This window comes from Luteimonas lutimaris (assembly GCF_039537065.1).
Lineage (GTDB): Bacteria > Pseudomonadota > Gammaproteobacteria > Xanthomonadales > Xanthomonadaceae > Luteimonas > Luteimonas lutimaris.
Map to the genome: position 1 here is coordinate 122,983 of NZ_BAAAZU010000001.1, position 25,605 is coordinate 148,587.

Annotated in this window: 23 protein-coding genes and 1 pseudogene; 13 read left to right on the plus strand and 11 right to left on the minus strand. The window is 71.5% G+C overall.

Features of this window, described 5'->3' with window-relative positions:
• Positions 1-61 precede the first annotated feature (61 nt).
• From ABD679_RS00560 to ABD679_RS00570, 3 genes are all read right to left on the minus strand, one after another.
• On the minus strand, positions 62-1,606 hold the full coding sequence (locus ABD679_RS00560) for an ABC transporter permease/substrate-binding protein (protein ID WP_344757972.1): 1,545 nt from the start codon (positions 1,604-1,606) through the stop codon (positions 62-64).
• Positions 1,607-1,809: 203 nt separating this feature from the next.
• The gene (locus tag ABD679_RS00565; RefSeq protein WP_344757973.1) at positions 1,810-2,547 is read right to left on the minus strand and encodes an ATP-binding cassette domain-containing protein; all 738 of its coding nucleotides are present in this window, start codon (positions 2,545-2,547) and stop codon (positions 1,810-1,812) included.
• A 33-nt stretch (positions 2,548-2,580) separates the two neighbouring features.
• Positions 2,581-3,195 carry a DUF938 domain-containing protein gene (locus ABD679_RS00570; RefSeq protein WP_344757974.1) on the minus strand — a complete coding sequence of 205 codons (615 nt, stop codon included), beginning with the start codon at positions 3,193-3,195 and terminating at the stop codon, positions 2,581-2,583.
• An 84-nt stretch (positions 3,196-3,279) separates the two neighbouring features.
• Between ABD679_RS00570 and ABD679_RS00575 the strand changes: the two genes are divergently transcribed.
• The 7 genes and pseudogenes from ABD679_RS00575 (at position 3,280) to ABD679_RS00605 (ending at position 9,309) form a co-directional block, all read left to right on the plus strand.
• Positions 3,280-3,774, plus strand: coding sequence for a hypothetical protein (locus ABD679_RS00575; protein ID WP_344757976.1), 495 nt, complete (start codon positions 3,280-3,282; stop codon positions 3,772-3,774).
• 69 nt (positions 3,775-3,843) lie between these two features.
• Positions 3,844-6,324: a DEAD/DEAH box helicase gene (locus ABD679_RS00580; protein WP_425561815.1), complete on the plus strand. Its 2,481-nt coding sequence runs from the start codon at positions 3,844-3,846 to the stop codon at positions 6,322-6,324.
• Between the two features lie 319 nt (positions 6,325-6,643).
• Positions 6,644-7,465: pseudogene (locus ABD679_RS00585) on the plus strand (ribonuclease H-like domain-containing protein); the annotation flags it as partial.
• A gap of 67 nt (positions 7,466-7,532) precedes the next feature.
• A complete protein-coding gene (locus ABD679_RS00590) occupies positions 7,533-7,931 on the plus strand; it encodes an I78 family peptidase inhibitor (RefSeq protein ID WP_344757977.1) in 399 nt (132 codons plus the stop codon).
• A gap of 52 nt (positions 7,932-7,983) precedes the next feature.
• Positions 7,984-8,424: a guanyl-specific ribonuclease gene (locus ABD679_RS00595; protein ID WP_344757978.1), complete on the plus strand. Its 441-nt coding sequence runs from the start codon at positions 7,984-7,986 to the stop codon at positions 8,422-8,424.
• Positions 8,421-8,864 carry a barstar family protein gene (locus ABD679_RS00600; protein WP_344757979.1) on the plus strand — a complete coding sequence of 148 codons (444 nt, stop codon included), beginning with the start codon at positions 8,421-8,423 and terminating at the stop codon, positions 8,862-8,864. The genes ABD679_RS00595 and ABD679_RS00600 overlap by 4 nt, the downstream gene beginning before the upstream one ends.
• Before the next feature lie 148 nt (positions 8,865-9,012).
• Positions 9,013-9,309: a hypothetical protein gene (locus ABD679_RS00605; RefSeq protein WP_344757980.1), complete on the plus strand. Its 297-nt coding sequence runs from the start codon at positions 9,013-9,015 to the stop codon at positions 9,307-9,309.
• 304 nt (positions 9,310-9,613) lie between these two features.
• Here ABD679_RS00605 and ABD679_RS00610 read toward each other — a convergent pair whose 3' ends face one another.
• The 5 genes from ABD679_RS00610 to ABD679_RS00630 form a co-directional block, all read right to left on the minus strand.
• The gene (locus tag ABD679_RS00610) at positions 9,614-9,889 is read right to left on the minus strand and encodes a hypothetical protein (protein ID WP_344757981.1); all 276 of its coding nucleotides are present in this window, start codon (positions 9,887-9,889) and stop codon (positions 9,614-9,616) included.
• Positions 9,890-10,010: 121 nt separating this feature from the next.
• Positions 10,011-10,787: a hypothetical protein gene (locus tag ABD679_RS00615; protein ID WP_344757982.1), complete on the minus strand. Its 777-nt coding sequence runs from the start codon at positions 10,785-10,787 to the stop codon at positions 10,011-10,013.
• Positions 10,788-10,890: 103 nt separating this feature from the next.
• Entirely contained in the window at positions 10,891-12,153 is a 1,263-nt protein-coding gene (locus ABD679_RS00620) for a TCR/Tet family MFS transporter (RefSeq protein WP_344757983.1), read from the minus strand.
• A gap of 98 nt (positions 12,154-12,251) precedes the next feature.
• Entirely contained in the window at positions 12,252-12,851 is a 600-nt protein-coding gene (gene folE / locus ABD679_RS00625; protein WP_344757984.1) for a GTP cyclohydrolase I FolE, read from the minus strand.
• 53 nt (positions 12,852-12,904) lie between these two features.
• Complete coding sequence (locus tag ABD679_RS00630; RefSeq protein WP_344757985.1) at positions 12,905-13,228, minus strand: hypothetical protein; 324 nt, start codon at positions 13,226-13,228, stop codon at positions 12,905-12,907.
• Positions 13,229-13,440: 212 nt separating this feature from the next.
• Here ABD679_RS00630 and ABD679_RS00635 point away from each other — a divergent pair, with 212 nt between their 5' ends.
• Both ABD679_RS00635 and dbpA read left to right on the plus strand, forming a co-directional pair.
• Positions 13,441-15,333, plus strand: coding sequence for a DUF885 domain-containing protein (locus ABD679_RS00635; protein WP_344757986.1), 1,893 nt, complete (start codon positions 13,441-13,443; stop codon positions 15,331-15,333).
• A 106-nt stretch (positions 15,334-15,439) separates the two neighbouring features.
• The gene (gene dbpA, locus ABD679_RS00640; RefSeq protein ID WP_344757987.1) at positions 15,440-16,822 is read left to right on the plus strand and encodes an ATP-dependent RNA helicase DbpA; all 1,383 of its coding nucleotides are present in this window, start codon (positions 15,440-15,442) and stop codon (positions 16,820-16,822) included.
• Between the two features lie 232 nt (positions 16,823-17,054).
• Here dbpA and ABD679_RS00645 read toward each other — a convergent pair whose 3' ends face one another.
• Positions 17,055-19,733 (minus strand): hypothetical protein, encoded by a 2,679-nt coding sequence (locus ABD679_RS00645; RefSeq protein ID WP_344757988.1) that lies wholly within the window; start codon positions 19,731-19,733, stop codon positions 17,055-17,057.
• 80 nt (positions 19,734-19,813) lie between these two features.
• The gene (locus tag ABD679_RS00650; protein ID WP_344757990.1) at positions 19,814-20,032 is read right to left on the minus strand and encodes a hypothetical protein; all 219 of its coding nucleotides are present in this window, start codon (positions 20,030-20,032) and stop codon (positions 19,814-19,816) included.
• A 248-nt stretch (positions 20,033-20,280) separates the two neighbouring features.
• Between ABD679_RS00650 and ABD679_RS00655 the strand changes: the two genes are divergently transcribed.
• A complete protein-coding gene (locus ABD679_RS00655; protein ID WP_344757991.1) occupies positions 20,281-21,495 on the plus strand; it encodes a glycosyltransferase in 1,215 nt (404 codons plus the stop codon).
• Position 21,496: 1 nt separating this feature from the next.
• Here ABD679_RS00655 and ABD679_RS00660 read toward each other — a convergent pair whose 3' ends face one another.
• Positions 21,497-22,042, minus strand: a complete 546-nt coding sequence (locus ABD679_RS00660; RefSeq protein ID WP_344758227.1) for a YdeI/OmpD-associated family protein — start codon at positions 22,040-22,042, stop codon at positions 21,497-21,499.
• A gap of 47 nt (positions 22,043-22,089) precedes the next feature.
• On the opposite strand from ABD679_RS00660, the gene ABD679_RS00665 reads away from it, so the two are divergent.
• The 3 genes from ABD679_RS00665 (at position 22,090) to htpG (ending at position 25,565) form a co-directional block, all read left to right on the plus strand.
• A complete protein-coding gene (locus ABD679_RS00665; protein WP_344757992.1) occupies positions 22,090-22,611 on the plus strand; it encodes a hypothetical protein in 522 nt (173 codons plus the stop codon).
• 163 nt (positions 22,612-22,774) lie between these two features.
• On the plus strand, positions 22,775-23,593 hold the full coding sequence (locus tag ABD679_RS00670) for a type II toxin-antitoxin system RelE/ParE family toxin (protein WP_344757993.1): 819 nt from the start codon (positions 22,775-22,777) through the stop codon (positions 23,591-23,593).
• Between the two features lie 73 nt (positions 23,594-23,666).
• Positions 23,667-25,565: a molecular chaperone HtpG gene (gene htpG / locus ABD679_RS00675; protein WP_344757994.1), complete on the plus strand. Its 1,899-nt coding sequence runs from the start codon at positions 23,667-23,669 to the stop codon at positions 25,563-25,565.
• Positions 25,566-25,605: the final 40 nt, after the last annotated feature.

Below are 25,605 nucleotides of genomic sequence, written 5' to 3' on the forward strand. Positions count from 1 at the left end.
GCAAGGGGAGAAGCCAAGCCAAAAGCTCGCGGCTGAAGCCGCTCCTACGGGGTTCGTTCGGTCAGGCCCGCGCGGCGATTCGCAGCCCGCGCGGCGTCAGCATCCGCTCCACGGCTTCGAACACGCCCTGCACCACCAGCGCCAACACCGCCGCGGGCACGGCGCCTTCGAGGATCAGGCCGATGTCGTCCAGGCGGATGCCGGCGAGGATCGGCTGGCCGTAGCCGCCGGCGCCGATCAGCGCGCCCAGCGTGGCGGTGCCGACGTTGATCACCGCCGCGGTCTTGATGCCGGCCAGGATCGTGCGCAGCGCCAGCGGCAGTTCGATCCGCCACAGCCGCGTGCGCGGCGGCAGGCCGATGGCGGCAGCGGTTTCGCGCAGTTCCAGCGGAATCCCGGTCAGTCCCGCGTGCGTGTTGCGCACCACCGGAAGCAGGCTGTACAGGAACAGCGCCGCGATCGCCGGCTGTGCGCCGATCCCGAACAGCGGAATCATGAACACGAACACCGCCAGCGACGGCAGCGTCTGCAGCAGTCCGGTCAGTGACAGCACCCCCTGTCCCAGCCGTGGCCGGCGCGCCGCGAAGATCCCCAGCGGCAGCGCGAGCAGCAGCGCCAACCCGAGCGAAATGCCGACCAGCGCCAGGTGTTCACGCGTGCGCTGCCAGATGCGCGACGCGCGACCGCGCGTGTCGGGCGCATCGACGCCGAGCCAGTCGGCGGCCACGTCGGCCTCGCTGCGATGTTCCAGCTTCACCTGCGCGTTGAGGCGCTGCATCGTCGCCGCGTCGATGCGACCGGCCATGCCGCGCAGCGCATCGACCCACGCCGGTGCGCGCTGCGCGAGGTCGGCGCGGTACAGGTAGACCGCTTGGTAGGACGGGAAATAGTGGCGGTCGTCGGCGAGCACGCGCAGGCCGTAGTAAGGGATCTCGGCGTCCGTGCTGTACAGGTCGGTCGCGTCGATCGCGCCGCTGGCCAGCGCACGATAGGCCAGGTCGTGGTCGAGTCCGTCGGGCTTCTGCGGCAGGCCGTAGGCGTCGAGCAGTCCCGGCCAGCCGTCGGCGCGCTGCATGAATTCGTTGCTCAGGCCGAGCTTCAGCTGCGGATGCGCGCGCAGGTCGGACAGCGTGGCGATACCCAGCGCCGCCGCCCGCGCTTCGCGCATGCCCAACGCGTAGGTGTTGTCGAAGCCGAGCGGATCGGTCATGGCCAGCCCGCGTTCGGCCAGCGCCTTGCGCAGCGCAGCGTTGTCGGCGCCGGGCATCTGCAGCAATTCTTCGGCCAGGGTGCCGGTGTACTCGGCATAGGCGTCGATCTGGCCGTTCTCCAGCGCGCGCCAGAGGATGCGGGTGCCGCCCAGCTGGCGTTTGTGCTCGACGTCCAGGCCCTGTTCGCGCGCGAGCCCGGCGCCCATCTCGCCGAGGATCACGGCTTCGGTAAAGTTCTTGGAGCCGATGACGACGTGCGCGGCGGCGCTGTGGCGCGGCGCGGCCTGATGCGTCGCGTCCTGCGTGGCCGCCGTCGCAATGCCCGGCGTGGCAGCGATGAGAATCCCGACGAACCACAAACACGCCACGCCCGCCCACCAACCCCACGCCGTCATTCCCGCAAAGGCGGGGCTCTCAACAGACGAATGTCCGGTCATCCAGTGGCGCAGATACCTGACACCCGCGCCGGATCGCGAGGGCGACTGGGTTTCCGCTTTCGCGGGAATGACGGCGCGGGGGGCGGAAATGACGGCGGGGAAGACGCTGCGTGCCCGCAAGCACGCAGCCCCGGCCCATCGCCCCATCGCGCGCACCCCGCTCACGCACTCTCCTCCACACTCCGCTGCGCGGTCATGAACTCGCGCACGAACGGATCGGCCGGCGCCTCCAGCAGCTCGCGCGCGCTGCCCTGCTGCAGCACGCGGCCGCCGCGCAGCAGCACCAGCATGTCGCCGAGCCACGCGGCCTCGGCGACGTCGTGGGTGACCAGCACCACGGTCTTGTCGAGCGTGTCGAACAGCTCGCGCATCTGCGCCTGCAGTTCGTGGCGCACGATCGGATCGAGCGCGCCCAGCGGCTCGTCGAGCAGCAGGACCTTCGGGTCGAGCATCAGCGCGCGGATCAGGCCCACGCGCTGGCGCTGGCCGCCGGACAGTTCGGCCGGGAAGCGCGACAACGCCTCGAACGGCAACCGGCACAGCGTCGCCAGTTCGCGCAGGCGCGCATCAATGCGGGCGCGATCCCAGCCCAGCGTGCGCGCCAGCAGCGCGGCGTTGCCGGCGGCGGTCAGGTGCGGGAACAGCCCACCCTCCTGGATCACGTAGCCGATGCGGCGGCGCTGTTCGAGCAGGGCCTCGCGCCGCAGCGGTTCGCGGTCGAAGCGCACCTCGCCGCTGTCCGGCCATTCCAGGCCGACCAGCATCCGCAGCACGCTCGACTTGCCGGCGCCGCTGGGACCGATCAGCGCGGTGGTGCGGCCGGCCGCGATCGACAGGTCCAGCGCGTCGAGCGCAAGCGCGCGGCCATAGCGTTTCGACACCTGGCGCAGTTCGAACATCGGGCGAGGATATCGCAGCGGCCGGCGACGCCCTCAGCGCATCCGGCGCCACGCCAGGCAGCGGTTGTTCGCCGGCATCGCCACGTCGTCCACCCGCCGCAGCCCGATGTCGCGCGCCAGCGCATCGACCGCCCCGGAGTCGCGGATGCCCGAGCGCGGATCGCGCGCCTTGAGCCAGGCGTCGAAATCACGGTTGCTGTCGCTGGTGTACGCGCCGTCGTCGTTGAACGGCCCGTAGACCACCAGCACGCCGTCGCCGCCCAGCACCCGGTCCACGCCGGCGAAGAAGGCCTCGACCTCCGGCCATCCCATGATATGCAGCGTGTTGGCGCTGAAGGCGGCGTCGAATCGCCCGTCATCCGTGCCTGCGTACGGCCACGCGGCCGCGGCGACATCGAGCGCCAGCGGCGGCGGCGTGTTGCCGAGCGCCGCCTCGTCCAGCCAGGCGCGGATGCCCGGCAGGTGTCCGGCGCGGTCGGAGCACTGCCATTGCAGCCACGGCATCGCCGCGGCGAAGTGCACCGCGTGCTGGCCGGTGCCGCTGCCGATTTCCAGCACGGCGCGACGGTCGGCGAAGTGCGTGCGCAGCACCGACAGGATCGGCTCGCGGTTGCGCTCGCAGGCGGGGGCGAAGGGCTTGTCGGTCATGCGGCTGCGGAATCCCGGGTGCGCGCGGCTTGCATGCAAGGGTACCGGAGCAGGCGCCCACGCCCGCGGGTGCATGATGTGGCGATGGTTGCTTCCTTCGCCCCGCACACGCTCGTCCTCCCGATCGCGCCGGAGCGCTGGCCACCGCCGCGGACCGCGGTCGAACTCGACGGCCTGCGCCTGGCGCCCAAGCCCGAACTGCACGTCACCCTGGTCGGCCGCGCGCTGGGCGCCGAGCTGCGCGCGACCTTCGGCGAGCACGCCGGTGCACTGGTTGGAGCCGCGCGCGATGCGCACGACTGGCGCTTCGAACGCAGCGGGCGCCGCCTGCTGCTGCGCAAGCCATTCGCCACGGAGGGCCGCGCCACCCTCGCCCACGCGCTGGTCGAGCTGGTCGACCTGCCGGCGATGGTGCCGTTCCAGCGCGCGCTCGGCAGACTGCTCGGCCGCCAGCTGCCGGTGCCGCCACCGCACGTGACGCTGTACACGGCAGGCCGCCTGCAGGGCATCGGGGTGTCGAGCCCGGCGCGGCTGCGCGCGTTCACCGTGCGCCGGGTCACCTGCGACGAACTGGCCTGAAACCTCGTTCGGTCTCACCCGCTGCGACGCCGCTCCGGTCCACTGCCCGCCCATCACGAGGGGCGGCACATGGCACAGGCACTGGCCCGGAAGGTCGAGGACGAGGAGCGCGCACTGGCACTGGACGGCGGCGGCCGGCCCACGGGCGACGGCGCCGCGCTGACGCGGGCGCTGGGCCGGCGCTATCGCGACCGGATCACCGGCAGCTTCACGATCCCCGGCCGCGACGGCGCCTACGCGCCGATCCCCGACGACGTGCCGCCGGCCCTGCGCGATGCACTGCACGCGCGCGGCATCGACCGGCTCTACGCGCACCAGGCCGACGCCTGGCACGCCGCCCGGCGCGGCGAGCACGTGGCCATCGCCACGCCCACCGCCTCGGGCAAGTCGCTGTGCTACACGCTGCCGGTGGTGGCCGCGGCGATGCAGTCGCGGGCGAAGGCGCAGGCTTCAAAGGCGCTGTTCCTGTTCCCGACCAAGGCGCTGGCCCAGGACCAGGTGGCCGAACTGCTGGAACTCAACCGCGCCGGCGAGCTGGGCGTGAAGGCCTTCACCTTCGACGGCGACACCCCCGGCGACGCGCGCCAGGCGATCCGCCTGCACGGCGACATCGTGGTCAGCAACCCGGACATGCTGCACCAGGGCATCCTGCCGCACCACACCAAGTGGGCGCAGTTCTTCGAGAACCTGCGCTACGTGGTGATCGACGAAGTGCACACCTACCGCGGCGTATTCGGCAGCCACGTGGCCAACGTGCTGCGGCGGCTCAAGCGCGTCTGCGCGTTCTACGGCGCGAGCCCGCAGTTCATCCTGTGCTCGGCCACGATCGGCAATCCGCGCGGGCACTGCGAGGCGCTGGTCGGCGCGCCGGTGCACGCGATCACCGAATCCGGCGCGCCCACCGGCGACAGGCACGTGCTGCTGTGGAACCCGCCCGTGGTCAACGCCGACCTCGGCCTGCGTGCGTCGGCGCGCTCGCAGTCCAACCGCATCGCGCGGATCGCGATCAAGTCCGGCCTGAAGACGCTGGTGTTCGCGCAGTCGCGGCTGATGGTGGAGGTGCTGACCAAGTACCTGAAGGACGTGTTCGACCACGACCCGCGCAAGGCGCCGCGCATCCGCGCCTACCGCGGCGGCTACCTGCCCACCGAGCGGCGCGCGGTCGAGCGCGACATGCGCGCCAGCCGCATCGACGGCATCGTCTCGACCAACGCGCTGGAGCTGGGCGTGGACATCGGCAGCCTCGACGTGGTCGTGCTCAGCGGCTACCCGGGCACGGTGGCGGCGACCTGGCAGCGCTTCGGCCGCGCCGGTCGCCGCCGGCGCGCGAGCCTGGGCGTGCTGGTGGCCGGCTCGCAGCCGCTGGACCAGTACGTGGTGCGGCATCCGGACTTCTTCGCAGACGCCACGCCCGAACACGCGCGCATCGCGCCCGACCAGCCGCTGGTGCTGTTCGACCACATCCGCTGCGCGGCGTTCGAACTGCCGTTCGCCGCCGGCGACGGCTTCGGCCCGGTCGATCCGGCGGTGTACCTGGAGGCGCTGGCCGAAACCGGCGTCGTGCACCGCGAGGGTGCGCGCTGGGAATGGATCGCCGACAGCTACCCGGCCAACGCGGTCAGCCTGCGCTCGGTGGCCGACGGCAACTTCGTGGTCGTCGACCGCAGCAGGGGCGCGCAGAAGATCATCGCCGAGGTCGACTACACCGCCGCCGCGCTCACCCTCTACGAGGGCGCGATCCACATGGTGCAGTCCACGCCCTACCAGGTGGAGAAACTCGACTGGGAGGGGCGCAAGGCCTTCGTCACCCGCACCCACGTCGACTACTACACCGACAGCATCGACTACACCAGGCTCAAGGTGCTCGACCGCTTCGATGGCTGCGCGACGGGCAGCGGCGACTGCCATCACGGCGAGGTGCACGTGGTGCGGCGCGTGGCCGGCTACAAGAAGATCCGCTACTACAGCCACGAGAACATCGGCTACGGCCCGGTCAACCTGCCCGACCAGGAGCTGCACACCACGGCCGCGTGGTGGCAGCTGCCGCAGGCGACGCTGCTGCGCGCGTTCGCATCAAGGCAGGACGCGCTCGACGGCTTCCTCGGCGCCGCGCACGCGCTGCACGTAGTGGCGACGGTCGCGGTGATGGCCGACGCACGCGACCTGCAGAAGTCGGTGGGCAACGGCGACGGCGCCTGGTTCGCCACCCGCGACGGCGGCGGGCACGGCCGCGCGCAGGATGCCGACGGCCGGGCAGTCACCCTCGACGGCGGACTGCCGGCCGACGGCGTGGTCGTCGAGTCCGCGCAGTTCGTGCCGACGGTGTACCTGTACGACAACTTCCCCGGCGGCGTGGGCCTGAGCGAACCGCTGTGGCAGCGCCAGGCCGAACTGGTGCAGCGCGCGCGCGAACTGGTCGCCGCCTGCGACTGCAATGCCGGCTGCCCCGCCTGCGTGGGGCCGGTGCTGGCGGTCGACGAGGCGAAAGCCGAAGCAACGCCGAAGCGGCTGGCGCTGCAGGTGCTGGAACTGCTCGCGGTGGAGGCATGACGTCCCAGACGCCCTGCAGGAGCGGCTTCAGCCGCGAGTTTTTGCCTTGGCCCCTCCCCCTGCGACGGCAGGGGGAGGTTGGGAAGGGGTGCCCACGGTTCGAGCTGACCCCCAAGACGCCCCACCCCGACCCTCTCCTGCCTTCACGGGAGAGGGGGGAAAGCAACGGCGAAAGCTCGCGGCTGAAGCCGCTCCTACATGGGCACGGGCGATGAGCGTCTCGCTGCAGAAGCTGCGCGCCCTGCGCCGCGACGTGGGCCATGGCGCGCCCCTGCCGGCCGCGAATGCGGAGGCAGGACGCCCGCCTGCGGCGCAGTCGATCGAATCCCTGCGCCGCCTGCTTGGTGTGCGCGCACGCACCGGCGTATCGGTTGCGCCACGCGGCCCGGCCGACCGGTCACTGCCCGGCACCGAGCTGGCGCCCGGACTGTGGTCGATCGAAACCCACCTGCCGGTCACCCCGCCGACGGCCGCACTGTCACTCGCCTTCGCCACCCGCCCCGCGCCCGCGCGCAGCCGCGGCGCGGCCGCCACCGCGCTGCCCGAGAGCGTCGACCCGCGTGACCTGCTGTTCTTCGACACCGAAACCACCGGCCTGGCCGGCGGCACCGGCACCCGCGCCTTCATGGTCGGCGCCGCGGACTTCCACCGCCACCCCGTGCACGGCGACGGCCTGCGCGTGCGCCAGCTGCTGATCGCGACGATGGCCGCCGAGGCCGACATGCTGCGCGCCTTCGCCGGCTGGCTGGCGCCGCGCACGGTGCTGGCCAGCTACAACGGCCGCTGCTACGACGCGCCGCTGCTGAAGACGCGCTACCGGCTGGCGCGCCTGCCCGATCCGCTGTCCGCCCTCGCCCACGTCGACCTGCTGTTCCCCGCGCGCCGGCGCTGGCGCGGTCGCTGGGCGGACTGCCGGCTGGCGACGGTCGAACGCGAGGCGCTGGGCGTGGTGCGCGACGACGACCTGCCCGGCTCGCAGGCGCCCGCGGCGTGGCTGCAGTTCCTGCGCGGCGGTTCCTCGGCGCTGCTGAAGCGCGTGGCCGCGCACAACCACCAGGACGTGGTGACACTTGCCCTGCTGGCGACGAAGCTGGCGGCGCTGCACGCCGAAGACGCCGAAGATGCCGCGGACGCCGGTTAACGCTTTGCACACGGCGCCCCCGGCAGGCTGGCGGTCCGCGCGCTGGCAGCGCCCACGGAGCACGCCAATGACCATCCACCACCGCCCGCTGACCCTGCTTTCGATCGCCGCCCTCGCACTGGCGCTGGGCGCCTGCACCACGGCCGGCAGCGGCAGCCCCGCACAGGCACAGGCGGCGCAGGCCGGGAACGACGTCGTTTCGCCCGCGCCCGCGCCCGAACCTGCATCCGACGCCAACGCCGATGCCGGCGACATGGCAGCGCAGTGCAGCGCCGATGCCGCGCAGTCGTTCGTCGGCCAGCAGGCCAGCGACGACGTCGTTGCGCAGGCCCAGGCCGCCGCGGGCGCGAAAGGCGCCGTGCGCGTGATCAAGCCCGGGCAGCCGGTGACGATGGACTACCGCGCCGACCGCCTCAACGTCGAGGTCGACGAGCAGGGCGCGATCGTCCGGATCAGCTGCGGCTGACGCCGGCATGGCCGCGATCCGCGCGCTGCCGTAACCGCCCGGGACCGACGCGATGCGGCGCAATGCCTGGCTCATCGTCGCGCTGGTCCTGGCCAGCCTGTGGGCGTGGTCGCAGTTCGGCGCACGGGCGCCCGCGCCCGCCGCCGCCGGAACGCCGGCCGCAGGCCATGACGCCGGGTATCGCGGACCGGGTCCCGCCTCGCGCGGTTACCCGGCCTGGCTGCCGGCCGAAGCCCTCGACACCCTGGCGCTGATCGAGCGGGGCGGGCCCTTCCCGAACCGCCAGGACGGCGGCACCTTCCAGAACCGCGAGCGCCTGCTGCCCAAACGGCCGCGTGGCTACTACCGCGAATACACCGTGCGCACGCCGGGCTCGCGCGACCGCGGCGCGCGCCGCATCGTGTCCGGCGGCCGGCCCCCGGCGGAGTTCTTCTACACCGACGACCACTACCGCAGCTTCCGCCGCTTCACCCCCGCCGAGCCAGGCCAATGACCGCGACCGAACTCGGCGCGCTGCTGGCCGATGCCAGCCAGAACGGCACCTACTTCGTCGACGTGCGTGACCGCGAGGGGCTGGAGGACACCGCCCGCGGACTCGGCTTCGCCGTGGCCGCGATCGACTTTGCCGGCTGCGACGACAAGGGTGAGGTGCTCGAACGCTTCGCCGCCGCGCTGCGCTTCCCCGACTGGTTCGGCCACAACTGGGACGCGCTGGCCGACTGCCTTGGCGACCTGTCGTGGTGGCCGGCCGACGGCTACCTGCTGCTGCTCGACCACGCAGGCGCGTGGCGCGATGCGGAACCGGATGATTTCGCAACGCTGCTGGGCATCCTCAACGACGCCGCCTTGCAGTGGTCTGCGCAGAAGTTGCCGTTCTGGGCACTGGTGCCGCTGTCGGCGCGCGCGCTGGGCGAGGTGGTCGAGCCGGGCTGAGCGCACGCAGATCGCGACACGGGCATGAACCCACCCGCAACGCCGCCGTGGGCACGCCGCGTTTCCACGATTTCGTACGCGAAAACGAACGATTCGCTTACAAGCCGGCAGGCAACCTGTCCCGGCCATACGACGACGAGGACATCCGATGAAACACGCCCTGCTTCTTCCCCTTGCGGCAATCGCGACCGCCGGCCTGCTCGCTGCCTGCGGCGGGAACGACGACAGCGTGATGTCGCCCGACGCCGCGCCGCCGCCCGAGCAGACCACGCCGGCCGATGCGTATCCCGAAACCGGGACCTATCCCGAACCCACGATGGCCCCGCCCGTGGACGACACCATGACCCCGCCGCCCACCGACGACACCCTGCCGCCGGAAACCCCGCCGCCGGCCGACCAGCCGCCGGAACTGGAGGACCAGGGCACGGACCCGACGCAGGGCTGACTCCTCCCTCTCTCCGGAATCAGCTCCTTGCCCACCTTTCCTCGCGGGGGAAAGGTGGGTTTTCTTTGCGCCGCACTTTCATGCTCTGCGCCGTGCCCAGAAAGGCAGCGCCGGTTTGATGATGGCGCGCGGATGCAAGCTGCGTAGGCTGCCGTACGAGAAGATCCCGCCTTCCACGCAAGCGCGCGATCGGATCATCACCCGACAGTTCCCGAATCGGGAGATTGCATGGCGACGACGGCCGCAGCCTGCAGGCACTGCCATGCCCCGGCAACGCGAGCCGGGCATCCCCCGTCGCGGGCCTTCAGTCTTTTCCGCGGCTGCCGCTGAAGTCGATCGGCTTGTCCTGCGTTTTCGGTTCGCTGGTCCAGGTGGCCGCGCGTTCGCGTTTGCACTCCGCGGCCACCGGCTCGCCGGGCCGGTCGGGGCGACTGGCGCACAGCGGGTTCGCATCCACCTCAGCATTGGTGTCGTGGTAGTCGATACCGCTGCAACCGGTGGCGGACAGGGCGGGGACAAGCACTGCAAGCAGCAACGGGAGGCGCATTGGAAAGCCCCGGATGGAGGAAGTGGATTTCATTGTGCCGCAGCTTGTCGTTCCGCGGTACGCATGGCGCGGCACGCATCGACGCGGCATTGCGTCGAAACACCCGGACCCGCTTTTCGATCCGCGTCGCAATCGCGCCGCGCGCGGCGGCCGACTAGTTCCCGGCAAGCAGCCGCGCTGTCGACACCGCCACGCGTTCGGCCGCGTCGCCCATCGGGTCGTGGCCGCCGTTGGCGTACAGGCCTCCGCCATTGGCCACGTTCGCGGCAACGTCGCTGGCGATCTGGCGGCCCTGGTCGAAGGCGCCGCGCACCGCGCTGTCGAACGCCGAGGCCACGTCGGTGGTGCTGGAGAACTCGCCACCGGCCACGCCGCTGAACACGCCGCGCGCCACGTCGGTCAGCCCGGTGACCGCGCGCGCCACCTCGCCGATATCGACGGCCGAAGGCACCTGCCCGCCCAGCACGTTGTTCGACAGCGCACTGATCGTGCCCTGCAGGGTGCCGGCGTTGAATGCGCCGGGTACGCCCTGGGCGAAGCTGCTGATCGCCATGTTCGCCACCGCCTGCATCGCGGCGGGCATGCTGCTCGAGGCGATCGCGTCGTGTGCGGCCTCGCTCAGCGAGCCGCCGATCAGACCCTGCGCCACCGCCGCGACCGCGCCCGGCAGGCCGCCGGTGAGCGCGCCCATGATCGCCGCGCCGACGATGCCCTGCATGTCCTGCGCATCGATGCCCAGCGCCTGGCCCAGCTGGCCCAGCGCGTCGGACAGGCCGATACCCTGCGCCATCGAACTGACGGCGTTGCTCACCGCCTCCGACAGCGCGCTGACCGCGTCGTTGACCGCGGATTCGGCCGCACTGGCGGCGGCATCCGAACCGTTGTCGCCCGAGCCTCCGACGCCGCCGGCGCCGTCGCTGCCATCGCCCATGGCCCTTCTCCTTCGTCGGGGGAATGCCCGAACGGTAGACCCGTGCCGCGGCGGATTGAACCTAGTGCGTACCCGAGGGCACGGGCCTGCCCAGGCGATGCGCTCAGGTCGCCGCCTCGGACACGGCGGGCGCGTCCGGCGCCGGGTGGGCGTGGCGCCAGGCGATCGCCACTGCCAGCAGCAGCATCGCCGCGGCGACCAGGTACGGCAGGCCCGGCAGGCGCAGCGGGGAGGCGTCGGAGACCACCCAGCCGAAGCTGCCCGCGTACACCGCCGGCCCGACGATCCCGGCCAGCGCCACCAGGCTCATCAGCGCGCCCTGGATCCGGCCCTGCGCACGCCGGTCGACCTGGCGCGTGATCAGCGCCTGCGAGGCCGGGTTGGCCGCGCCCCACAGCGCCGCGATCGGCACGCCGACCAGGAACAGCCAGCCCTCCGGCGCCAGCCCGGACACGGTGAAGCCCAGCGCACCGCAGCCCAGCGCCAGCAGCAAGGTGCGCCGCTCGCCGAACCGCCGGACCATCGGCCCCACCAGCCCGGCGTTGACCACGATCGCCATGAAGCCGACGAACGCCAGCACGTAGCCGACCTCCTTCTGCCCCCAGCCGTAGCGGTAATCGCCGTAGAGCACGAACACGCTCGGGTGCGCGTACTGCGCGAAGCCGGAGATGAACACCACCGCGGCCAGCCCCAGCACCTGCGGCTGGCTGCGCAGCAGCTTCAGCGACCCCAGCGGGTTGGCGTGCGACCAGTCCACGCGCGCGCTGCGGCTTTCGGGCGGCAGCGATTCGGGCAGCACGAACAGGCCATAGCAGAAGTTGAGCAGCGCCATGCCCGCGGCGAACCAGAACGGCAGGCGCAGGTCGATGTCGCCGAGCACGCCGCCAACCAGGGGGCCGGCGATGAAACCCACGCCGAACGCCGCGCCGATCATGCCGTAGCCCTTCGCGCGCTCGGCGTGGCTGGTGACATCGGCGATGTAGGCGTTGGCGGTGCTGAAGCTGGCCGCGGTCACCGCCGAGACCACGCGCCCGACCAGCAGCCAGGCCAGCGACGGTGCCAACGCCATGAACACGAAGTCCGCGCCCAACCCCAGGCACGAAAGCAGGATCACCGGACGCCGGCCGAAACGATCCGACAGCGCACCCTGGATCGGCGCGCACACGAACTGGATCGCCGCGAACAGCACCCCGAACACGCCGACCCACCAGGCCGCCTTCGACACGTTGCCGCCGACGAACTGCTCCACCAGGTGCGGCAGCACCGGGATGATCACGCCGAAGGCCAATACGTCGACCAGCACGGTGACGAAGATGAAGGCGAGCGCGGCGCGACGCGGCGGCGCGGCTGTGGCGGAGTCGGCCACCGGCGGGTCCACGGAAGGAAAGCGGCGCGCAGTCTACGCCGCGCGCGCCGGCGCGAGAACCCGCCGGCCCTGCGGAAGCAGTCTGCGCCGGGCGGGCTCTAGCGCCCGGTCTTGTCGAGGAAGCGCAGGAACTCGGCGCGCGTGCGCGCATCGTCGCGGAAGCCGCCGAGCATCTTCGAGGTCACCATGCTCACCCCGCGCTTGTGGATGCCGCGCGTGGTCATGCACTCGTGGCTGGCCTCGACCACCACGCCGACGCCGCGCGGCGCCAGCACGTGCTGGATGCAATGCGCGATCTGCGCGGTCATCTTCTCCTGCACCTGGAAGCGGCGCGCGTAGGTTTCCACCACGCGCGCGAGCTTGCTGATGCCCACCACCTTGCCGTCGGGCAGGTAGCCCACGTGGGCCTTGCCGATGATCGGCGCCATGTGGTGCTCGCAATGGCTCTCGAACTCGATGTCGCGCAGCACGATCATCTCGTCGTAGCCGGCGACCTCCTCGAACGTGCGCTCCAGGTACTCGCGCGGATCATCGGCGTAACCGCTGAACCAGTCGCCGTAGGCGTTGACCACGCGCTTGGGCGTGTCGAGCAGGCCTTCGCGCTGCGGGTCCTCGCCGGCCCAGCGCAGCAGCGTGCGCACCGCGTCCTCGGCCTGGGCGCGGCCGATGCCGTTGCGTTGCTCGTCGTTGTCGGCCATGGACGGGTTCCTGCACGGGGGACGCGCATGGTACCGCGCCGGCACTGCCGTGCTCAGTGGCCATGGTGAAAGCGCACGCCGCCTGCGCCGTCGTCGTGATGGCGCCAGGCGTCGCGGACCGCGCCGCGCGCTTCGGTCCACTGCAGCCGCGAATCGTCGCGGCAGCGCAGCCAGTCGGCGGCAAGCTGTGCTTCGACGTCCTCGAAGCGCGTACCGGGATGCGCGTCACGCGCGCGGTGGCCGTAGAGGTAGGCGGGCGCGTAGTCGGTCCAGCTGCGGCCACTGGAGTAGTACGGGGCGTCGCGGAAGGTGGCGCGGTAGTACGACTCGTCGTAACCGTCCTGCGGCAGGTCGTGCTTGAGTGACTTTCTCTGCATGGTCACGCCATGGGGCCTGGCGGTGGGTGGTACATGGACGGCCTGGCTGGCCGTCTTCGCGTTGTGTGCGGCGGGAGCGACTGCCGCAGGCGCAGGCTAGCGACAGCATGGTCGCGTGATCGTGAAGCCGGTCCCGCCCGACCGTGACCATCCGCATGCTCGCCAGGGCCGCCGCGCCGCCACAATGCAGGCTCACCCATGGAGAGACCACGATGCGCCTGACGCCTACCCGCCGACCCCTCGTCGTTGCCCTCGCACTGGCCCTGCCGCTGGGCCTGGTCGCCTGCACGCAGCCGTCCACCGAGGCCCCGACCGCCGCCGCCGAAGACACCGCCGCCAGCGCCGCCGGGCAGCAGGACGAAACCGCGCGCCTGAACGCCTGGTTCGACAAGAAGTACGAGGAACAGCTGCAGTTCAACCCCTCGCAGCTGACCTTCCTCGGCCGCAAGGAACTGTACGACCAGGTCGAGGACGTGTCCGAAGCCGGCATCCGCAAGCAGGTGGCGTGGCAGCAGGATTCCGTGCGGGAGATGGAGGCGGACTTCGACTACGACAAGCTCGACCCCGGCGCGCAGCTGTCGTGGGACCTGTGGAAGGAGCAGGCCGAGCTTGCCCAGGAAGGTCTGGCGTTCCTGGAGGACGGCTATCCGTTCGAGCAGATGTTCGGCATGCAGAGCCAGGCGCCGACGTTCATGATCAACTTCCACAAGGTCGACGAGGAGTCCGACTACGTCGCCTACGTCGCGCGCCTGCGCAAGCTCGGGGTGATGTTCGACCAGCTGCTTGAACGCGCACGCGCGTCGTCGGCCAAGGACATCCGCCCGCCGAAGTTCGCCTACGAGGGCGTGATCGACCAGTCGCGCAAGGTCATCAGCGGCGCGCCCTTCGACGACGGCAAGGACAGCGCACTGTGGGCCGACGCGCAGGCCAAGGCGGACGCGCTGGCGAAGGACGGCAAGGTCACCGACGAGCGCGCCGCCGAGCTGAAGGACGAGGCACGCAAGGCGCTGCTCGAGGACGTCAAGCCGGCCTACGAACGCATCATCGCCTTCGCCGAGTCCGAGCTGCCCAAGGCCGCCGAGAACGCCACCGGCGTCGGCACGACCCACCCCAACGGCGCGGCGTACTACGCCTTCAAGCTCAAGCAGAGCACCTCCACCGACATGACGCCGGACCAGGTCCACGAACTCGGCCTGTCGGAGGTCAAGCGCCTGCGCGGCGAGCTGGAGGCGCTGCAGAAGCAGATCGGCTTCGAGGGCGACCTGCAGGCCTTCTTCAAGCACGTGCAGGACGACCCCGCGCGCCTGTTCCCCAACACCGACGCCGGCCGCCAGGCCTACATCGACGAGGCCACGCAGAAGATCGACAACATCAAGCAGCACCTGCCCGAGTACTTCGGCCTGCTGCCCAAGGCCGACCTGGTGGTCAAGCGCGTGGAGGCCTTCCGCGAGCAGGACGGCGCCGCGCAGCACTACTACCCCGGCACGCCCGACGGCTCGCGCCCCGGCATCTACTACGCGCACCTGTCGGACATGAACTCGATGCCGAAGACCGAGCTGGAGGTGATCGCGTACCACGAGGGCATCCCCGGCCACCACATGCAGATTTCCATCGCGCAGGAACTCACCGGCCTGCCGGTCTTCCGCACCCAGCAGTTCAACACCGCCTACAACGAAGGCTGGGGCCTGTACGCCGAATGGCTGGCCAAGGAGATGCCCGGCACGTACGAGGATCCGTATTCCGAATACGGCCGCCTGATGTCGGAGATGTGGCGCGCGATCCGCCTGGTGGTCGACACCGGCCTGCACACCAAGGGCTGGACCGAGCAGCAGGCGGTGGACTACTTCCGCGCCAACAGCTCGGTGCCGGACGCGGCGATCAGGTCCGAGATCCAGCGCTACCTGGTCGCCCCCGGCCAGGCGACCGCGTACAAGGTCGGCATGATCAAGATCCAGGACCTGCGCAGGAAGGCCGAGTCCGAGCTTGGCGACAAGTTCGACATCCGCGGCTTCCACGACGCCGTGCTCGGCGGCGGCGCGATGCCGCTGGACCTGCTCGAACGTCGCGTCGACCGCTGGATCGCGGAAAAGAAGGACGCGGCCTGACGCGCCGAACGGTGCCGATGCGAAAGGCCGGGCACATGCCCGGCCTTTTTCTGTCGCCAGCGGCCGCTCCCACGGGTCCGCGATCCACGCCTGCGATGATGCACGCATGACCACGTCCCCCGCCTTCGCATCGCTCCCGCTCCCGCCCGCCCTGCTGCAGGGCGTCGACGCGCTCGGCTACGCATCGATGACCCCGGTCCAGGCGCAGGCGCTGCCGCCGATCCTCGAAGGGCGCGACGTGATCGCGCAGGCGCCCACCGGCAGCGGCAAGACCGCGGCGTTCGGGCTGGGCCTGCTGCATCGCCTCGACCCCGCGAACGGCGACACCCAGGCGCTGGTGCTGTGTCCCACGCGCGAACTGGCCGACCAGGTCGGCAAGCAGGTGCGCCGGCTCGCCAGCGGCATCCCCAACGTCAAGGTGTCGATCCTGTGCGGCGGCATCCCGCTCGCGCCGCAGCTGGCCTCGCTCGCGCACGCGCCGCACGTGGTGGTCGGCACGCCCGGGCGGGTGCAGGAGCTGGTGGCCAGGGGCGCGCTGTCGCTGAAGGCCGTGCGCACGCTGGTGCTGGACGAAGCCGACCGCATGCTCGACATGGGCTTCGAGGACGCGATCCGCGACCTGGTCAGGCGCACGCCGAAGGACCGCCAGGGCCTGCTGTTCTCGGCCACCTTCCCCGACGCGATCCGCACGCTGGGCAAGGCGATGCTGCGCGACGCGCTGGAAGTGAGCATCGACGGCGGCGCGCAGCCCGCCGCAATCGAACAACTCTTTTACGAAGCCGACCCCGCGCGCCGCGCGCCGCTGCTGGCCGCGCTGCTGCTGCGCCATCGCCCGGAATCGGCGGTGGTGTTCTGCAACACCCGCGCCGACACCGTCGAGGTGGTCGGCTCGCTCGCCCACTACGGCTTCTCCGCGCTCGCCCTGCACGGCGACATGGAGCAGCGCGACCGCGACGAGGTGCTGGTGCAGTTCGCCAACCGCAGCTGCAGCGTGCTGGTGGCCAGCGACGTCGCCGCGCGCGGACTGGACGTGGAGGACATCGGCGCGGTGGTGAACTACGAGCTGCCCACCGACGCCGACACCTACCTGCACCGCATCGGCCGCACGGGGCGCGCCGGACGCGCCGGCCTGGCCCTGAGCCTGTGTGTGCCGCGCGAGTTGCCGCGCGCCGCCGCCATCGCCGAACGCCAGGGCCAGCCGCTGCGCTGGGACACGCTGCAGCCGCTGGCCGGCAAGGCGGGCAACGTGCCGGCCGCGGCGATGGCCACGCTGCGCATCGACGCCGGCCGCGGCGACAAGCTGCGGCCCGGCGACATCGTCGGCGCCCTGACCGGCGAGGCCGGGCTGCACAAGGATGCGATCGGCAAGATCGCCGTGTTCGCCACGCGCAGCTACGTGGCGATCACCCGGGCAAAGGCCGGACAGGCGCTGGAACGCTTGCGCGCGGGCAGGATCAAGGGCCGCAAGTTCCGCGTGCAGCGGCTGTAGGTCGCGAACCCTTCACCAAGCGCTACCGTGGCCTGAGCCCTTGTGGGAGCGACTTCAGCGGCGCGATGCCGCTGGACCTGCTCGAACGCCGCGTCGACCGCTGGATCGAAGGCCGCAAGAGCGCCGCGGCCTGACCGCGGCTATGCGCAATGCGAACGAAAGGCCGGGCAATGCCGGCCTTTTCGTGTGCGGCCATGGCCGGCGGGGGCCAGGACCGGCAGGCGGCGAATCCTCACCCGGGCAGCGGGATGTCCGCGGCTTCCAGCAGCATGTCCAGCTGGGCACATGACGCCGGCTCGTGGGAAAGCACGATGCCGACGATGTTCGCGCCGGGCGCCGCCAGTTCACGCTCGAGTTCGGCGTCGCTTTCGTGGGTGGCGGGCAGCCCGGTGCCGTCGTCGCCCGCCGCGTCGATCGTGCGGTGCGCCAGTTCGACCACGAACTTCAGTTCACCGCTGTCGGCAAGCGTGTTGAACCATGCGATCGCCTGTTCCACCGACAGCCCCTGCTGCTGCGCGTAGTGCAGCAGGAAGGGAACCGGGCTGACGGCGTTGCCGGTGGTGTTGAACAGCTCCGCCGCCGCGGCATCCGACAGGTTGGATGCGGCCAGGAATTCGCGCATCGCATCGGTTTCGAAGCGGTTGTTGTGCCGCGCCTGCTCGAGCGCGCCCAGGCCGACGTAGGACAGCGCGGCCACCGCCCAGCCCACCGGACCCAGCCAGGTTCCCGCGCCCAGCAGCCCCGCGAGCACGCCACCCGCGGCCGTGGCATGCAGGACACCGCCCGGCACGTCGCCGTCGCCGAATGCCTGGATCGCCTGCCAGGTATCGCTGGCGATGCCGACCGCGGCCAGCAGGCGCCCGACCCCGGCGTTGCCCAGCCCGTACTTGCCGACCAGGCTGCCGCCGGCGATGACCTCGGCGTTCACCGCCACGCCGATCAGCGCCTTGGCGGAGAAGTTGGCGCCCTTCATGAATTCCAGGTTGCCGATCGCGGCATCGAGGAACGTTTCCACCCGCGGGTCGTCGACCTGCAGGTCATTGGCGTTCATGAACGCACTGCCGGAAGCGGACAGCGCCAGGCCGCGGAAGACCTGGCCCGCCGCGTCGTCGGCGCTGAACCCGTCGATGTCGTTCAAGGCCCCGTTGAGCGTGCGCTGCGCGGCTTGCTGCTGCGCCTGGTCGCCGGCCAGCGCGGGCGCGGCCTCGACCAGCGCGGCCACCGCGCCCTCCAGCGCCGCTGGGTCGACGCCCAGCGCCGCGGCCAGACGCGGATCGTCCAGCGCGGACAGCTGGCGCTCAAACTCGGCGATGCTGGCCGGATCGGCGGGATCCAGCGCGGCCAGCGCAGGCCCGGTGCGGGCACTGATCCAGGCGTTGCCGAACTCCACCGCCAGGCCGCGCGCGCCGGCGTCGAGGCCGGGCGTGGCGAACATTTCCAGCAGCAGCTCGCCGCTGCGCCCCTGCACCAGCGACGGGTCCGAGCGCAGTGCAAAGCCGATCGCGGCCTGGGCGGCCGGGTCGGCGAGGATGTCGTTCACCAAGGCGTCGACTTCCACGCGCAGCGGATGGTCGGCCGGCAGCGCCATGAACTGCTGCAGCTGGCCCAACAGGCGCGAGCCATCGGTTGCGAGCGCCTGCTGCGCGGACTCGACCTGCACCTGCCAGTCGTCACCGATCTTGTCACGCATCAAGGTGTCGAGCGCAGCTTCGAATTCGGCATCGCTGCCGTACAGCGGCCGCATCTGCTGCGCGAACTGCAGCGTCTCGACCAGCCCGTAATAATCCTCCGCGTGGCCCTGGATGGTGCCGTGGACGTCGTCGAGGATCGGGCCCATCGCGTAGACGACCGGGGATTCCCCGTTCGCCGTGAGCGGGATGCCGAGCCGCTCGAGCTCGACAAACAGTGCCGGCCCGACGGTCGTGGAAAAGCGCGGGTCGCCGTTGGTCGACAGCTGTACTGCATCGGTGGCGTATTCCCAGCCGCCGTTTCCGCCATTGAGCGCGATCAGCCGGCCGATCAGGTCCTGTCCGTTCCCCGCGGTGGCGACATAACTGGCGAGCTGCACGACCAGGTCGAGGCTGCCGGTATTCATGGGATTGGGGTAGATGCCGCCGCCATGGCGCGCGAGCGGCAGTTGCTCGAAGTCCCCGAGCGCCGCGTCAAGCACGGCCGCTGCAAGCTCCGGGGAGAGTTCGCCGGTGGTCCATGACAGGCGCTGCAGCGCGCTGACGACCGCCTCGCCCTCGCGTCCGTCGCTGGTGGCGTCCGGCCCGATGTACGGCGCCAGCGGCTCGGTGGCGCGCGCCGCGGCATCTTCGATCCACTGCTGCACGCGCGGGTCGGCGATGACCCGCTCGCGCACGTCGGGCGGAAGCCCGGCCAGGGCGTCGTCCAGCCCGGCCAGCGCCGCTTCCGGTCCCTGCGACTGGTCGACACCGTCGATGGTCGAGGCCACCGCCGACCGGACATCCGCGTCGGCGATCGCGTCCGTGACATCCGCGGCGACGGGCGTTCCTTCGAAGCGGGAAGCGACGATCCCGGCCGCCTGCTCGCGCGTCAGGCCCGGGTCCGCCTCCATCAGCGCATCGATCTCGGCGCCGACGGCGCTGGCGAGGTCGGCGCGCGCCGAGGCCACGTTCTGCTGCAGATAGCCGGCGTCCAGTTCCGCCTGCGCGAAGTTCTGTCCCTGCCGGGCGAGCCCCTGCATGTTGGCCAGCGCCTCCGCCGCGCCCTGCAGGTCGGTCGCGGCCTGGTTGGTGGCGTTGCCTTCCGGCGTCGTGGCGGGCGCGTAGGCGTCCTGCCCGCCATGACCGCCGTCCGTGGGCTGCACGCCCGGCGGCGAGCGATTTTCAGCCGGCAGGTTGAGCGCCTGCACGGGGGTGCCCGTGGAAACCTGGATTGCCGTCATGTCCGTTCCTCCTTTCGCCGTCCCATGCTGGGCGTTGCGACGAGGAGGAACCAGCTGGTGGGCACCCTAGCCCACGCGCTTCAGGCCGCCTGCGGCGCCGGCTTCCAGCCCAGCAGGCGCGCGGGCAGCATCAGCAGCGCGTGCAGGAAGGCGAACAGCGCCGAGAACGTGATCCCGACCAGCCGGAACGGCAGCAACAGCAGCCACGCCAGCGGCCAGAGCACCAGCACCAGCAGCGCGAGCGGCCAGCACAGGACGAACAGCACGCACCACGCCAGCAGGACCATCAGGGTCTTCATGCTCGGGCCTCCTCGGAAGACGTCGCTGCACGCGCAGCGATACCAGCCTGCCGCCGCACGCCGCACGCGTACAGGCGGGGTGCGACGGAACGGCGGATGCAGCGACGAACGGCGCCAGGCGGCGACGAGCCTGAACCGCGCTGCACGCGCTGCACGGGCCTGCGCGCGCAGGGGCCTGCGTGTAACCGCGCCGACAGACCCGGCATGCGCGATCGCCTACGATCGGCCCCATTCGCAAGGAGCCCGTGATGCGACTGCTTCTGCTGACCTGCGGTACCGAGGGCGACACGCGCCCGATCGCCGCGCTCGGCCACGCGCTGGCCGGCGCCGGCCACGCGATGCAGCTGCTGGCCGACGCGGCCACGGTCGACATCGGCCGGCAGCTCGGCCTGCGCAGCGACGCCCTGCCGGGCGACGTCCGCAGCGCCATTGCCACCGAAGGCGCGATGCGCGACATCACCCGCAACCTTGCGCGGCTCACCAACGCGAACACCCCCGCCTGGCTGGCGCAGGCGATCGATGCCGGCCGCGGCTGCGATGCGGTGGTCATGTCCGGCCTGGCCGCCTTCGTCGGCCTCTCCGCGGCCGAGGCGCTGGGCGTGCCGGCGATCGGCGCGATGATGATCCCGATCACGCCGACCGCCGCGTTCGGCTCGCCGCTGCTGCCGTTCTCGCCGCCGCGCATGCTCAACCGCGCCAGCCACCAGCTGGTCAACCAGCTGGTGTGGCGCACCTTCCGCCGCAGCACCAACCGCGCACGCGCCGCCGCGGACCTGCCGCCGCGGCGGTCGCTGTGGACCGGACACCCGGTGCTCTACGGCGTCTCGCCCGCACTGCTGCCGCCCACGCCCGACTGGCCGCCGGACAATGTCGCCTGTGGCCAGTGGCGGACGCCGCAAGGCGCGTGGACGCCGCCGGCGGAGCTGCTGGCCTTCCTCTCCGCCGGCGAACCGCCGGCGTACGTCGGTTTCGGCAGCATGGCCGGCTTCGACAACGCGCGCGTGCTGCAGGCGGTGACCGGCGCGTTCGGCCGCCGGCGGGTGCTGTTCAACGCCGGCTGGACCGGCATCGACACCGCCGCGCTGCCGCGCAACTTCCATCCGGTCGGCCACGTGCCGCACGACTGGCTGTTCCCGCGCACCTCGCTGGTCGTCCACCACGGCGGCTCGGGCACCACGCACTCGGCGTGCCGTGCCGGCGTGCCGTCGGTGGTGGTGCCGTTCGCCGGCGACCAGTTCTTCTGGGCCGCGCGCATGCGCGGCGCCGGCGTCATGCGCGACACCCTGCGCGGTGCGTCGATCACGGGCGACGCGCTGGGCAATGCGGTGGCGTTCGCCGGAGGCGACGCGGCGCGTGCCGCCGCCCGGCAGCTGGGCGAACGGATGCGGCACGAGGACGGCAACGCGACGGCGGTGGCGATGATCGAGCGGATCGTCGCCGGCACGCCGCGCGACGGCGGCTGAGCTACTCCGCCGCTTCCGGCGCGCCCATGTTGCCGCGGCTGTACTTCCCCGATCGGTCGAAGCAGCACGCGCGGCGCATGCCGGCCGCGAGCTTGTCGCAGGCGGTGTCGATGCGCTTGACCCGCGTCTCGGCCTTCTTGCCCGAGGTGATCCAGTGGATCCAGTCGCGCCGCGCCACCGGCGTGATGTCGGCCCACGTCGCCTTCGCGGCAGAGTTCGCGGCGAGCGCCTTGCGCAGGTCGGCGGGCAGCTTCGGCTCGGGCTCCTTCTCCACCGGCGCGATCGCGAGCGCGACCGTCTCGCCCGGCGCGACGCCGGCGGCCTCGCGCAGCGCCTTGCTTACCTTCAGCCAGTGGCTGCCCTCGCCATCGGGTTCCAGCGTGGCCTGGAACGGCGCACCGCCGAGCGTGCCGTCCACGGTCACCATGCTGCGCGTCGGCAGCTTCGCGCTGGCGGCCGCGGGCAGCACGAGGAAGGACCAGCTCGCGCCGCTGGGGGTGGCCGGGCGCGAGAGCCGCGCCCTGAAGCGGATCGTCGGGTTCGCCATCGGCGAAAAATAACACTTCACGCCTGCACGCACCGCTCGCATCGACGATGGCCACGCATGCCAGAATCGACACGCCCCCAACCACACGGAGGTCACCAATGGATCAGGACGAGCCGAAAGGCCTTGCAGCCGAACTGACCAGGCCGGTCGGCTTCGGCATCTCGATGGTCGCAGCCACGTTCCTGTGCGCGATCCTGGCCGCCGCAATCCTGATCGTGTCGACACTGCACTGGCCGGTGCTCAGGGAACACGGCGACTGGCAGCTGGCCATCTTCGCCGGCTCGGCGCTGCTGCTGGGCGTGATCGTGTTCCCCGCCGCGCGCAGGCTCGATGCACGCGCCGCGGCCCGTCGACGGGCGCGCGGCACGCCACCGAAGCCAACCGGTGTCCCGACCAGCTCGCTGGTCCTGGGCATGCTGCTGTTCGGCGCGATGGGCGCAGGCCTGCTCTGGGTTTTCGTAGCGGGACGCTCGAACAACGGCCTCGACGGGCTCGGCCTCGCCGTCTTCTCGCTGACCATCGCATCGGTTTGCGCCGGATTGCTGTGGCGGCGCTTCCGCCGGCGGTAGCCGGGCGGCCGGCAGGCGCGGACGGAAGGTTGCGATGACTGGCGCATGATCGGCGGCACGGGGGCGGCCGGGTTCGGACGGGCCCGCGCGTTACGATGCCGCCCCACGTCACGCGCCGCAGAACAGGAATGAAGGCCCGCCGTCCCGAAGCACACCCGTCGGCATGAGCCAGGCGCTGCGTCGCGCGGAATCCGCTGGCGGGGACCGGACCGAGCGCTGGCATTCCCGGATCGGCATGGTCACGACGGTGCTGCTGCACGCGCTGTTGCTGCTGCTGGTGATGCTGGCCCCGCCGATCACCACGCAGTCGCCGTCGGGCGGCGATCCCGGCAGCAGCCTGCAGGCGACGTACATCGACCCGTCGCTGCAGATCCCCTCGCCCGCCCCGCCCGCCGCGCCCAAACCGCCGTCGCCCACCCCGCGCAAGCCCGCACCCGCGGCCACGCGCCTGCAGGCCACGCCGGTCGAAAAGGCCGACGATCCCGCGCTCGAAGTCGTCGACATCCCCGCCCCGCCGGCGTCGCCACCACCGGCGCCCGACGCGCCGGACCGGGCCGCCGAGCGTCCCGCGCACCGCTGGGGCCAGCCGCCGGGCATGCTCCCGCAGGGCGCCGCACCCGAGAACGCGGGGCCGTCGCGGAGCCGCGCCGTCACCCGCGGCCGCCGCAACGATGCCACCGCGTCCGGCGCCGGCCTGGAGGTCGGCGGCTATCAGGTCTATTACGACCTGCTCGACGAAACCCGCCTGCGCCAGTGGCGCGACCAGGGCATGACCGAACTCTTCCTGCCCCTGCCCGGCACCCGGCAGCTCATGGTTTGCCCGCTGGAAACCGCCCTGCGCCGCGACTCCGGCCAGTGCCGGCTGGTGGAACCGGACGATCCGGGCCTTGCGGCCATCGGCGATGCGCGCGACGTCATCACCATGCAGCGGATCTACCGGCTCGGCGACATGCTCTGGAGCGGGCCGGGCGCGTACCGGTAGGCCGGGCAGCTTGAAATCCGCGCCGGCGAGCGCATATCCGCGTCTCCACGTCCACGCCATCCGGACCGATGCCATGACCACCGCTACCGAAACCCGCGCCTTCGAGGCCGAAGTCGCCCAGGTCCTGCACCTGGTGACGCATTCGCTGTACTCGCACAAGGAAATCTTCCTGCGCGAGCTGATCTCCAACGCTTCCGACGCCTGCGACAAGCTGCGCTTCGAGTCGATCGCCAACCCCGGACTGCTTTCCGGCGACCCCGAGCTGCACATCGACGTCAGCTGGGACAAGGACGCACGCACGATCACCATCCGCGACACCGGCATCGGCATGTCGCGCGACGAGGTGGTGGCCAACATCGGCAGCATCGCCAGCTCCGGCACCCGCCGCTTCCTGGAGGCGATGGGCAGCGATCAGAAGGCCGACGCGCGCCTGATCGGCCAGTTCGGCGTGGGTTTCTACTCGGCCTTCGTCGTCGCCGACCGCGTCACCGTGCTCACCCGCCGCGCCGGCACCGCGCCGGAGGACGGCGTGAAGTGGGAAAGCGACGGCCGCGGCGAGTACACGCTGGAGGCGGCCACCCTGCCCGAACGCGGCACCACCGTGGTGCTGCACCTCAAGGACGGCGAGGACGAATTCCTCGACGGCTGGAAGCTGCGCGGACTGGTGCGCAAGTACTCCGACCACGTCGCCTTCCCGATCCGCATGCCGAAGCAAACGCCGGCCGGCGACGACGACAGCGACGACAACAAGGCCGACGACGCGCCCGAATGGGACACCGCCAACGACGCCTCGGCGCTGTGGGCGCGCCCCAAGTCGGAGATCAGCGACGAGGAGTACCAGGCCTTCTACAAGTCGCTCGGCCACGACTTCAACGACGCCGCGGCCTGGACCCACAACCGCGTCGAGGGCAGCCAGAGCTTCACCACGCTGCTGTACCTGCCGGCGAAGCCGCCGTTCGACCTGATGATGGGCGGGCGCGACGAGCGCAAGGGCCTGAAGCTGTACATCAAGCGCGTCTTCATCATGGACGCCGCCGAGGAGCTGCTGCCCAACTACCTGCGCTTCGTGCGCGGCGTGGTCGACGCCGACGACCTGCCGCTCAACGTCAGCCGCGAGATCCTGCAGCACAACCGCCAGCTCGAGCGCATCAAGGGCGCCTGCGTGAAGCGCGTGCTGGACCTGATCGAAAAGCTCGCGCGCGACGAGCCCGAAAAGTTCGCCGCCTTCCTCAAGGCCTTCGGCAACACGCTCAAGGAAGGCATCGTCGAGGACGCGGGCAACCGCGAGCGCATCGCCAAACTCCTGCGCTTCGCGTCCACCAAGAGCGAAGGCGAAGCCAAGACCGTGTCGCTGGACGACTACGTCGGCCGCATGGCGCCCGGCCAGGACGCGATCTGGTACGTCACCGCCGACGGCCACCGCGCCGCCGCCGGCAGCCCGCAGCTCGAAGCCTTCCGCGCGAAGGACATCGAGGTGCTGCTGATGTCCGACCGCATCGACGAATGGATGCTCGGCAACCTGCACGAGTACGCCGGCAAGCCGCTCAAGCACGTTGCCAAGGGCGAACTGCCGCTGGACGAAGCCGACAAGGCGAAACAGGAAGAAGCCACAAAGGCCGCCGCCCCGCTGCTCGAAAAACTCAAGCGCCTGCTCGGCGACCGCGTCGAGGACGTGCGCGTCTCCGCGCGCCTGACCGACTCGCCCTCGTGCCTGGCCATGTCCGAATGGGAGATGGCGCCGCACCTGGCGCACCTGCTGCGCGAGGCCGGCCAGGACGTGCCGGAGAACAAGCCGACGCTGGAGATCAATCCCGCGCATCCGCTGCTGCAGCGGGTCGAAGGCGAGACCGACGACACCCGCGCGACCGACCTGGCGACGCTGCTGCTGGAGCAGGCCGAGCTGGCCGCCGGCGCCCCGCTGCCGGACCCGGCCGCCTTCGTGCAGCGGATGAACCGGCTCCTCGCCGGTTGATCGCAGCCCGGGCGCGGCCGCGCCGTTGCCCGGGAGTTCC

What these genes read in the sequence shown, in the direction of transcription:
- ABD679_RS00650 (WP_344757990.1), bottom strand. Translation starts at nt 20,032, where the DNA reads ATGAAGACCCTGATGGTCCTGCTGGCGTGGTGCGTGCTGTTCGTCCTG.
- ABD679_RS00595 (WP_344757978.1), top strand. Translation starts at nt 7,984, where the DNA reads ATGCGGCGCAATGCCTGGCTCATCGTCGCGCTGGTCCTGGCCAGCCTG.
- ABD679_RS00655 (WP_344757991.1), top strand. Translation starts at nt 20,281, where the DNA reads ATGCGACTGCTTCTGCTGACCTGCGGTACCGAGGGCGACACGCGCCCG.
- ABD679_RS00560 (WP_344757972.1), bottom strand. Translation starts at nt 1,606, where the DNA reads ATGACGGCGTGGGGTTGGTGGGCGGGCGTGGCGTGTTTGTGGTTCGTC.
- ABD679_RS00575 (WP_344757976.1), top strand. Translation starts at nt 3,280, where the DNA reads ATGGTTGCTTCCTTCGCCCCGCACACGCTCGTCCTCCCGATCGCGCCG.
- ABD679_RS00570 (WP_344757974.1), bottom strand. Translation starts at nt 3,195, where the DNA reads ATGACCGACAAGCCCTTCGCCCCCGCCTGCGAGCGCAACCGCGAGCCG.
- folE (WP_344757984.1), bottom strand. Translation starts at nt 12,851, where the DNA reads ATGGCCGACAACGACGAGCAACGCAACGGCATCGGCCGCGCCCAGGCC.
- htpG (WP_344757994.1), top strand. Translation starts at nt 23,667, where the DNA reads ATGACCACCGCTACCGAAACCCGCGCCTTCGAGGCCGAAGTCGCCCAG.
- ABD679_RS00665 (WP_344757992.1), top strand. Translation starts at nt 22,090, where the DNA reads ATGGCCACGCATGCCAGAATCGACACGCCCCCAACCACACGGAGGTCA.
- ABD679_RS00645 (WP_344757988.1), bottom strand. Translation starts at nt 19,733, where the DNA reads ATGACGGCAATCCAGGTTTCCACGGGCACCCCCGTGCAGGCGCTCAAC.
- dbpA (WP_344757987.1), top strand. Translation starts at nt 15,440, where the DNA reads ATGACCACGTCCCCCGCCTTCGCATCGCTCCCGCTCCCGCCCGCCCTG.
- ABD679_RS00670 (WP_344757993.1), top strand. Translation starts at nt 22,775, where the DNA reads ATGAGCCAGGCGCTGCGTCGCGCGGAATCCGCTGGCGGGGACCGGACC.
- ABD679_RS00630 (WP_344757985.1), bottom strand. Translation starts at nt 13,228, where the DNA reads ATGCAGAGAAAGTCACTCAAGCACGACCTGCCGCAGGACGGTTACGAC.
- ABD679_RS00590 (WP_344757977.1), top strand. Translation starts at nt 7,533, where the DNA reads ATGACCATCCACCACCGCCCGCTGACCCTGCTTTCGATCGCCGCCCTC.
- ABD679_RS00615 (WP_344757982.1), bottom strand. Translation starts at nt 10,787, where the DNA reads ATGGGCGATGGCAGCGACGGCGCCGGCGGCGTCGGAGGCTCGGGCGAC.
- ABD679_RS00565 (WP_344757973.1), bottom strand. Translation starts at nt 2,547, where the DNA reads ATGTTCGAACTGCGCCAGGTGTCGAAACGCTATGGCCGCGCGCTTGCG.
- ABD679_RS00635 (WP_344757986.1), top strand. Translation starts at nt 13,441, where the DNA reads ATGCGCCTGACGCCTACCCGCCGACCCCTCGTCGTTGCCCTCGCACTG.
- ABD679_RS00660 (WP_344758227.1), bottom strand. Translation starts at nt 22,042, where the DNA reads ATGGCGAACCCGACGATCCGCTTCAGGGCGCGGCTCTCGCGCCCGGCC.
- ABD679_RS00600 (WP_344757979.1), top strand. Translation starts at nt 8,421, where the DNA reads ATGACCGCGACCGAACTCGGCGCGCTGCTGGCCGATGCCAGCCAGAAC.
- ABD679_RS00580 (WP_425561815.1), top strand. Translation starts at nt 3,844, where the DNA reads ATGGCACAGGCACTGGCCCGGAAGGTCGAGGACGAGGAGCGCGCACTG.
- ABD679_RS00605 (WP_344757980.1), top strand. Translation starts at nt 9,013, where the DNA reads ATGAAACACGCCCTGCTTCTTCCCCTTGCGGCAATCGCGACCGCCGGC.
- ABD679_RS00610 (WP_344757981.1), bottom strand. Translation starts at nt 9,889, where the DNA reads ATGAAATCCACTTCCTCCATCCGGGGCTTTCCAATGCGCCTCCCGTTG.